10 protein-coding genes are annotated in these 6,789 nt (G+C 73.0%); 7 read left to right on the top strand and 3 right to left on the bottom strand.

Annotation, left to right across the window (positions count from 1 at the left end; genetic code table 11):
• Positions 1 to 133: 133 nt before the first annotated feature.
• Both FXF60_RS15215 and FXF60_RS15210 read left to right on the top strand, forming a co-directional pair.
• A complete protein-coding gene (locus FXF60_RS15215) occupies positions 134 to 508 on the top strand; it encodes a hypothetical protein (protein WP_151526828.1) in 375 nt (124 codons plus the stop codon).
• Positions 509 to 614: 106 nt separating this feature from the next.
• Entirely contained in the window at positions 615 to 1,031 is a 417-nt protein-coding gene (locus FXF60_RS15210) for a hypothetical protein (protein ID WP_151526827.1), read from the top strand.
• A gap of 78 nt (positions 1,032 to 1,109) precedes the next feature.
• Here FXF60_RS15210 and FXF60_RS15205 read toward each other — a convergent pair whose 3' ends face one another.
• Both FXF60_RS15205 and FXF60_RS15200 read right to left on the bottom strand, forming a co-directional pair.
• On the bottom strand, positions 1,110 to 1,943 hold the full coding sequence (locus FXF60_RS15205; protein WP_151526826.1) for a PhzF family phenazine biosynthesis protein: 834 nt from the start codon (positions 1,941 to 1,943) through the stop codon (positions 1,110 to 1,112).
• Positions 1,944 to 1,997: 54 nt separating this feature from the next.
• Entirely contained in the window at positions 1,998 to 2,363 is a 366-nt protein-coding gene (locus FXF60_RS15200; RefSeq protein ID WP_151526825.1) for a hypothetical protein, read from the bottom strand.
• 98 nt (positions 2,364 to 2,461) lie between these two features.
• Between FXF60_RS15200 and FXF60_RS15195 the strand changes: the two genes are divergently transcribed.
• The 4 genes from FXF60_RS15195 (at position 2,462) to FXF60_RS15185 (ending at position 5,589) form a co-directional block, all read left to right on the top strand.
• Positions 2,462 to 3,313 carry a siderophore-interacting protein gene (locus tag FXF60_RS15195; protein ID WP_151526824.1) on the top strand — a complete coding sequence of 284 codons (852 nt, stop codon included), beginning with the start codon at positions 2,462 to 2,464 and terminating at the stop codon, positions 3,311 to 3,313.
• Positions 3,314 to 3,363: 50 nt separating this feature from the next.
• Positions 3,364 to 4,257: a polyphosphate kinase 2 gene (ppk2, locus tag FXF60_RS15190; protein WP_151526823.1), complete on the top strand. Its 894-nt coding sequence runs from the start codon at positions 3,364 to 3,366 to the stop codon at positions 4,255 to 4,257.
• A gap of 77 nt (positions 4,258 to 4,334) precedes the next feature.
• Positions 4,335 to 4,571 carry a cupredoxin domain-containing protein gene (locus FXF60_RS16700; protein WP_202879660.1) on the top strand — a complete coding sequence of 79 codons (237 nt, stop codon included), beginning with the start codon at positions 4,335 to 4,337 and terminating at the stop codon, positions 4,569 to 4,571.
• On the top strand, positions 4,561 to 5,589 hold the full coding sequence (locus FXF60_RS15185) for a hypothetical protein (protein ID WP_151526822.1): 1,029 nt from the start codon (positions 4,561 to 4,563) through the stop codon (positions 5,587 to 5,589). The genes FXF60_RS16700 and FXF60_RS15185 overlap by 11 nt, the downstream gene beginning before the upstream one ends.
• An 18-nt stretch (positions 5,590 to 5,607) precedes the next feature.
• On the opposite strand, the gene FXF60_RS15180 is transcribed toward FXF60_RS15185, so the two are convergent.
• Complete coding sequence (locus FXF60_RS15180) at positions 5,608 to 5,928, bottom strand: putative quinol monooxygenase (RefSeq protein WP_151526821.1); 321 nt, start codon at positions 5,926 to 5,928, stop codon at positions 5,608 to 5,610.
• Positions 5,929 to 5,989: 61 nt separating this feature from the next.
• On the opposite strand from FXF60_RS15180, the gene FXF60_RS15175 reads away from it, so the two are divergent.
• The gene (locus tag FXF60_RS15175) at positions 5,990 to 6,775 is read left to right on the top strand and encodes an IclR family transcriptional regulator (protein WP_192796770.1); all 786 of its coding nucleotides are present in this window, start codon (positions 5,990 to 5,992) and stop codon (positions 6,773 to 6,775) included.
• The last annotated feature ends 14 nt before the right edge of the window (positions 6,776 to 6,789 follow it).

The raw sequence follows: 6,789 nt of genomic DNA, 5'->3' as shown, positions 1-6,789 counted from the left end.
GGCCGACGGCTCGGCCACAAGCCTCCCACCAACCCGCACGAGTCGAGAGTGAGACCTGCACCCCCATTAGGCTGGTGGGTATGAGCACGCGACGACGTCCCACGATCATCGGCGTCTACGACGCCAAGGGGGCGTGCTCGGTGAGGCCGCCTACGCGTGGGGGAAGATCCGGGGGACGGCGCACTGCTCGCTGTGCGACATCACGCACTCGCCGGTCCGGCGCAAGAAGGCGTGGGACCAGATGGCGGCCAGGATGGACGCCACGATCGAGCTGCGGCACCTCAACGAGCTCACCTCAGAGCAGGAGGCCGCGGTCGAGCAGGCCGGTGCTCCGGTGGTGCTGCTCGCCGGGACCACCGGTGACGCCGCCGACACCGGCACCGGCAGCGACACCGCGACCGGGCATACCGTGCTGCTCGACCGTGCGGAGCTGGACGAGCTGGGGGGCGACGTCGCGCGCTTCGAGGAGGCGCTGCGCCAACGCCTCGCGGACCACGACCTGGCCTGACCGATGTCCGACTGCCAGCCGGTTCGTCACCTGTCAGCCTGCTCGAGGGGGCTGCCAGATGACATCGAGGCTGTCAGTGGACGGAGAGTCCGCCTACGCTGAGGTGGTGGCCGCACCCGTCCGACTCGCCATCGGGGTCTACGCCGTCTCCACCGGTCCGTTCGCCGAGCTGGAGCACGCGGCGAACCGGAGGACCGGCGGCCCGCGCTGTCCCCTCTTCGAGACCTCGCACAGCGTCGTCGGGCAGCGCCGCGCCTGGCGCCGGATGGTCGCGGAGCTCCCGGTGCCGCTGCGGATGCTGCGCCAGGACGAGGTGACCCGCGACCTGGTGCCCGTCCTCCGGGGCAGCGGCCTGCCGGTTGTGCTGGGAGCCACGGCACCGTCCTCCGGCGGCCCGGACGGGCCTGGAGCCGCCCCACCGGACGACTACCAGGTGCTGATCGACCGCACCGAGCTGTTCGGACTGGCCGGTGACGTCACGGCCTTCGGCGAGCTGCTCACCTGGCGGCTCACCGGCCGGTGAGCTCAGGCGATCGGCGCACGGAGCCGCATCGCCTCCTGCTGCGGATCCAGGTGGGTCGCTCGCCTCTCCCGCGGAGCGTCACCGGGAGCCGAGGTCCACCTGGCCGCTGATCGCGCTGACCACCCGGCCGCCGACCCACAGGGTGTCGTCCTCGCGCACCACCTCCACCTGCCCGCGTCGCCCGAGCGCCGTGCCCTGGGTCGCGGTGTAGCGCTGCCCCGGGAGCAGCTCGCCCCGCGCGGCGAGGATCGTCGCGATCGCGGCGTTCAGGCTGCCGGTGACCGGGTCCTCGCACTGGCCCGTCGGACCGCGGAAGAAGGCGCGCACCTCATACCCCTGCTCGTCCCGGCCGAAGACTCCCAGCTCGATCGGCTCCCCCGCCGTGAAGACCGGGACCAGCTCGCGCACCGCGGCGCCGCTCTCCAGCTCGGCGACCACCCAGCCCGGTCCGTTGTCACCCCAGGCCAGCGAGACCGGCGGGCCACCGAGGACCGACTCCACCCGTCGAGCCAGCTCCGGGTCGACCGGCCCGGAGCGGCGCAGCGGCGGCGCCGCGAACGAGACCAGGTCGCTGTCGTCGCCCCGGCGCAGCCGCACCAGCCCGACCCCGCACTCCTGCACCACCTCCGGACCCTGCGGCATGCCGCCCGCGTTCAGCCATGCCCGGCAGCTGCCGAGCGTCGGGTGCCCAGCGAACGACAACTCCTCGACCGCGGTGAAGATGCGCACCCGGTAGTCGGCCTCCTCGCGGCTCGGGGTCAGCAGGAAGGTCGTCTCCGACAGGTTGGTCCAGGCCGCGAAGCGCTGCATCGCCTCGCCGGTGAGGTCGTCCGCACCGAGGACGACGGCCAACGGGTTGCCGTCGCCGAGGCGGCTGGAGAAGACATCGAGCTGCTGGAACGGGTGCGGCATACGGACACGGTAGTGCTGCTGTGCTGCCACGCCACCGCGCGGAGACCGCCGATCTCATCCCGGACCGATCGGCGCGCGGAGCCGCAACGCCTCCAGCAGCAGGCCGGCCGCCCGGTGGTTGGCGCGCAGCCGCAGACCCTCGCGCGCCAACGACTCCAGCACGTCGCCGATGCTCCCGGGCGGCAGCGCCGGCCCGAGCTCGGGACGCACGTCCCGCCACGCCCCCCGCATCGCCTCCAGCTGTGCCTCCAGGTGCCGGGTCGCCATCCAGGCCAGCGCCGCCGGGTGGCGGCGCCACGCGGAGTAGGCCCGGTAGTCGGCCGGGCACTGGTCCAGCAGCCACGCGACGGCAGCCTGCTCCCAGCCGGCCACGCCGGCCGGGGGCACCCGGTCGGGCCAGCCCGGAGGTCCACCATGCATGCGAACAAGTGTACGACTCCTGGTCCGGTGCCGGGTGGGGCACGCCTCCTCTATTATGAGCACGCACCTCTTCCCTATTTGACGATCGGACCTGCGCCATGACCACCGCCACCCTGCAGCGCGACCGCCAGCTGCACCCGCTGCACGTCCGGCGCGCCACCGTCAGTGCCGTCGAGCACCTGGGCGAGCGGATGCGGCGGATCACGCTCGCGCTGGAGCACGGCACCCCACCGATCCCCTGGGTGCGCCTGGCCGTCGGCGACCACGTCAAGGTCGCCTTCCCGCACCCGGAGACCGGTCAGCTCACGCTGCCGACCGTGGTGGACGACCGCCCCCAGCTCCCGGAGGGGGCGCAGCGGCCGGTGACGCGCGACTACACGGTGCGGGCGACCAGCGACGGGGACGACGAGGGCGAGGACGCGACCGCCGCCCAGCGGGTGAGCATCGACTTCGTCGTGCACGGCACGGGACCGGCCAGCACGTGGGCGAGCCAGGCCTCCCCCGGCGACACGGTGGGCCTGCTGGGCCCGCGGGGGTCGATGACCGAGCCGCGGGACGCCCGGCGCTACGTCTGCCTCGCCGACGAGACCGCGATCCCGGCCATCGGCCGCTGGCTCGAGGAGGCGCCGGAGGGCATACCCCTCGAGGTGGTGATCCAGGTGCCCGACGCCACCGGCATCGTGCCGCTCCCCCCGCGCGACGGTGCCCGGGTGACCTGGCTGATGGACGAGGCGGCGGACACCCTGGCGCAGGCGTTGCAGGCCCTGCCACCGGCCCCCGGCGACTACGTCTGGGCGGCCGGGGAGGCGGGCGCCATGGTGCAGGTCCGCCGGACCGCGGCCGAGCTCGGGATCGGTGGCGAGGCCCTCGCCCCCAGCGCCGTGCAGGTGGACGGCTACTGGCGGCGCGGCGTCGCCGGGCGCGACCACCACCAGCCGCTGGAGAGCTGAGCGAGGCGCAAGCCTTCCCCTCGGGCCGCACCTGCTGGCACGATGTGCCGATGGCGACACGCGATGGAGCCGACGCCGGGGCCACGGCGCCGGACTCGACGAAGGTCCCCCGGCTGAACAAGAAGATCTACGAGGACGAGCTGCTCCGTCTGCAGGAGCAGCTGGTCGAGATGCAGACCTGGATCAAGGAGACCGGCCATCGCCTGGTGGTGGTCTTCGAGGGCCGGGACGCCGCGGGGAAGGGTGGCGCGATCAAGCGCGTCACGGAGTACCTCTCCCCCAGGCAGGCGCAGATCGTGGCGCTGCCCACGCCGACCGAGCGGCAGAAGACGCAGTGGTACTTCCAGCGCTACGTCGAGCACCTGCCCGCCGCCGGCGAGATCCGGCTCTTCGACCGGTCCTGGTACAACCGCGGCGGGGTGGAGCGGGTCATGGGCTACTGCACGCCGGAGGAGCACCGACGCTGGCTGCAGCAGACCCCGATCTTCGAGCGGATGCTCATGGACGACGGCATCCTGCTGCGCAAGTACTGGTTCTCCGTCTCCGACGACGAGCAGGTCCGCCGCTTCCGCTCGCGGATGGAGGACCCGATGCGCCGGTGGAAGCTGTCCCCCACGGACCTGGAGTCCCTCACCCGCTGGGAGGACTACAGCCGGGCCAAGGACGAGATGTTCGTCCACACGGACCTCCCGGAGGCGCGGTGGAACGTCGTCCCGTCCGACGACAAGCGCTCGGCCCGGATCAACATGATCGCCCACCTGCTCTCCACGATCCCCTACGAGGAGGTCGAGCAGTCCGAGCTGACGATGCCCGACCGCCCCGCGTCGACGGGATACCAGCGGACGGACCGGCGGCTGCAGCTGCCGGTACCCGACCATGCCGCGGCCGTCGGCCGGGCGGCGGGCAAGCCGGTGCAGCGCCGAGCCAGGCAGGACCTCAGCTGACCTGACGCGGGGGGCAGTGCACCCTTGCCGAGTCCGCAGGTGAGGAGGACGATGTCGCCAGCACGAGAGGAGTGCCCGTGAGCAGCGAGCGACAACCCCGGAATCCTCCTGCGGGAGACCCCCCACCGATCCGCGTCCACGTCGAGGACGGCGTCGTCTGGATCTGGCGTGACGCAGAGCCTCACTGGCACGTGATGCGGCAGGACCTCCCGGGCACCCCGCAGGCCGGCGGCGGGACGTCGGCCGATCCGCCACCGGACCTGTGGAAGGTCGCCTCACCCACCGCCGCCATCCAGCACGGCCGTGGCCGCTGAGCTCGGATCCGGGTCGTCGCTGGACGTCCTCGACCCCGTCGTCGACACCTGGGACGAGGCCATCGCCTCGGTCCGCAACAGCGCCAAGTGGCTGGTCATCGTCGTCGCGACGGTGGCGACCTTCCTCTTCGGCGCCGGGACGCTCGGCGCCCGCTCAGAGCTGGCGGACGCGCCGGTGCCGCTGCTGCTCCTCGCCGGCGTGTTCGGCGTGACCGGCATCGCCGCGCTCGGCGAGGTGGCCTGGAGGGTGGCGGACGTCTTCAAACCCGAGGTGGTCTCCATCGAGGAGCTCACGGACGAGACGAGGAAGGCGCTCCGCTCGTCCTGGTGGTTGGCCTTCCGGGACGAGCCACCGCAGGAGCGGCCCGAGGCCGAGCTGGTGACCCGGCTGAAGACGTACCGCGCCGACCTCGGCCACCTGGACGCGGCCATCCTCGCCCAGCAGCAGACCCCGGGGACCGCGGGAGGCGGTGCCCGGGCGGCCCTCTCGCGCGCCCGGGACACCCTCGTCGAGGAGCAGCGTCAGGCCCACCAGCTCACCGCCACCATGATGGAGATGGAGCGCTACCACCGGGTGAAGGCCACCCGGTCGCTCACGTCGACGACCTACGTCACGGCGGGTATGGCGCTGGTCAGCGCGCTCCTCTTCCAGCTCATCCTGGCCGCGGCCACGGGGGCGGAGGAGGACGCGCCGGCCGCGGGCGGGGCGTCCCCCTCGACCTCCGTCGTCGGGTGGCTGTCCGCGACCGAGGACGGGGCGGAGTTCTGGGACGCGGTGGGCCTCGCCTCGTGCCGTGCGACGGCGGACCCCGACGCCTCGCCGGCCCAACCGGCCGGAGGCATACCCGTCCTGCTCGGGGCAGGAGACGGCACCGCGGAGTCCCCCTACGTCGTCCAGACACTCCCGGAGATCGGGTCCGACTGCCCGTTCGTCAGCTTCCGGGCGGACGAGCGGTTCGTGCTCGTCCAGCCGGTGTCGCGCACCGTCGAGGTCGCGGAGCCCACCGCCACGCAGTGACCGGGGCAGCCCCGTCGGTCAGTCGATCTGCAGCTCCCCCATCGGCTCCCACCCGTCGCCGTCGACCTGGCGGGAGACGATCTGCGGCGTGGCGGTGAGGTGCGGGCGCATCGCCTCGATGCCCTGGGAGAAGTGAGGACTGGCCACGTGGGCGGCGGCCCCGTCGTCGGTGAAGGCCTCGACGAGCACGTACTGCAGCGGGTCCTCCAGGCTGCGCGACCACTCGAAGGAGATGTTGCCCTCCTCGGCGCGGCAGGCCGCGGTGTAGTCGGCGACGATCTCGGACCAGCGCTCGGCGGACTCGGGCTTGACGGGGAACTTGACCACGATGAAGTACATGGCCCGATCGTGGGGGGCTCCCGGGTGGACGTCAAGCGCCGCCGCTGCCGATGATGGGACGGTGAGCACGTCGCACACCGGTGCGCGCACCGTGGAGCGCACCTTCGACCTGTTGGAGTCGGTGGCCGACCGCGGCGGTGCCTCGGCCCGTGAGCTCGCGGACGACCTCGACCTGCCGCTGTCCACGGTGTACCGGCTGGCCGGTGACCTGGTGGCTCGGGACTACCTGGTCCACCTGCGCCGCGAGGGGCGCTACGAGCTCGGCTACAAGCCGCACCGTCTGGGCCTGGCCCTGCACCGGCAGATCGGCCTGTCCGCCCAGGTACGGCAGCGGATCGTCGACCTGCACCACGCCACCGGGTGCGCGGCGTACCTCACCGTGCGGCGGGGCGCCACCCTGGCGCTCATCTTCGTCGCCGACTCGCCCGAGTGCCCTCGGCTGGAGCCGATGACCTTCGGCTTCCACCAGGCACCGCACGCGACCGCCTTCGGCAAGATCCTGCTGGCCGACCTGGACGACACCGAGCGCCAGGTCGAGCTGGCGCGCTACGGGCTGCCCGGGCTGACGCCCCGGACGATCACCGACCCGGGCGTGCTCGACGCCCACCTGGCCAGGGTCACCCGGCGCGGCGTCGCGTGGGAGTTCGAGGAGTTCCTCCCGGGCAGCAGCTGCGCCGCCGTGGCGGTCCGACGACCGGACGGCGGCCTGCTCGGGTGCGTCGCCGTCTCCGCCGACGCCCGTCGTTTCGACGGCCCCGACCTGCGGGTCGAGCACCGGCTGCGGGTGGCCTCGGGGGACATCGCCGCGTACTTCCGCCGGGTCGACACCGACGTTCTCACCGACTGAGAACGTCGGTAGCC

The organism is Serinicoccus kebangsaanensis (assembly GCF_008919445.1).
Taxonomy (GTDB): domain Bacteria; phylum Actinomycetota; class Actinomycetes; order Actinomycetales; family Dermatophilaceae; genus Ornithinicoccus; species Ornithinicoccus kebangsaanensis.
This window is presented reverse-complemented; position numbering and strand designations above follow the sequence as displayed.

Coding starts and splice junctions, on each gene's coding strand:
- FXF60_RS15205 (WP_151526826.1), bottom strand. CDS start 1,943: ATGCCGCACCCGTTCCAGCAGCTCGATGTCTTCTCCAGCCGCCTCGGC.
- FXF60_RS15200 (WP_151526825.1), bottom strand. CDS start 2,363: ATGCATGGTGGACCTCCGGGCTGGCCCGACCGGGTGCCCCCGGCCGGC.
- FXF60_RS15195 (WP_151526824.1), top strand. CDS start 2,462: ATGACCACCGCCACCCTGCAGCGCGACCGCCAGCTGCACCCGCTGCAC.
- ppk2 (WP_151526823.1), top strand. CDS start 3,364: ATGGCGACACGCGATGGAGCCGACGCCGGGGCCACGGCGCCGGACTCG.
- FXF60_RS15180 (WP_151526821.1), bottom strand. CDS start 5,928: ATGTACTTCATCGTGGTCAAGTTCCCCGTCAAGCCCGAGTCCGCCGAG.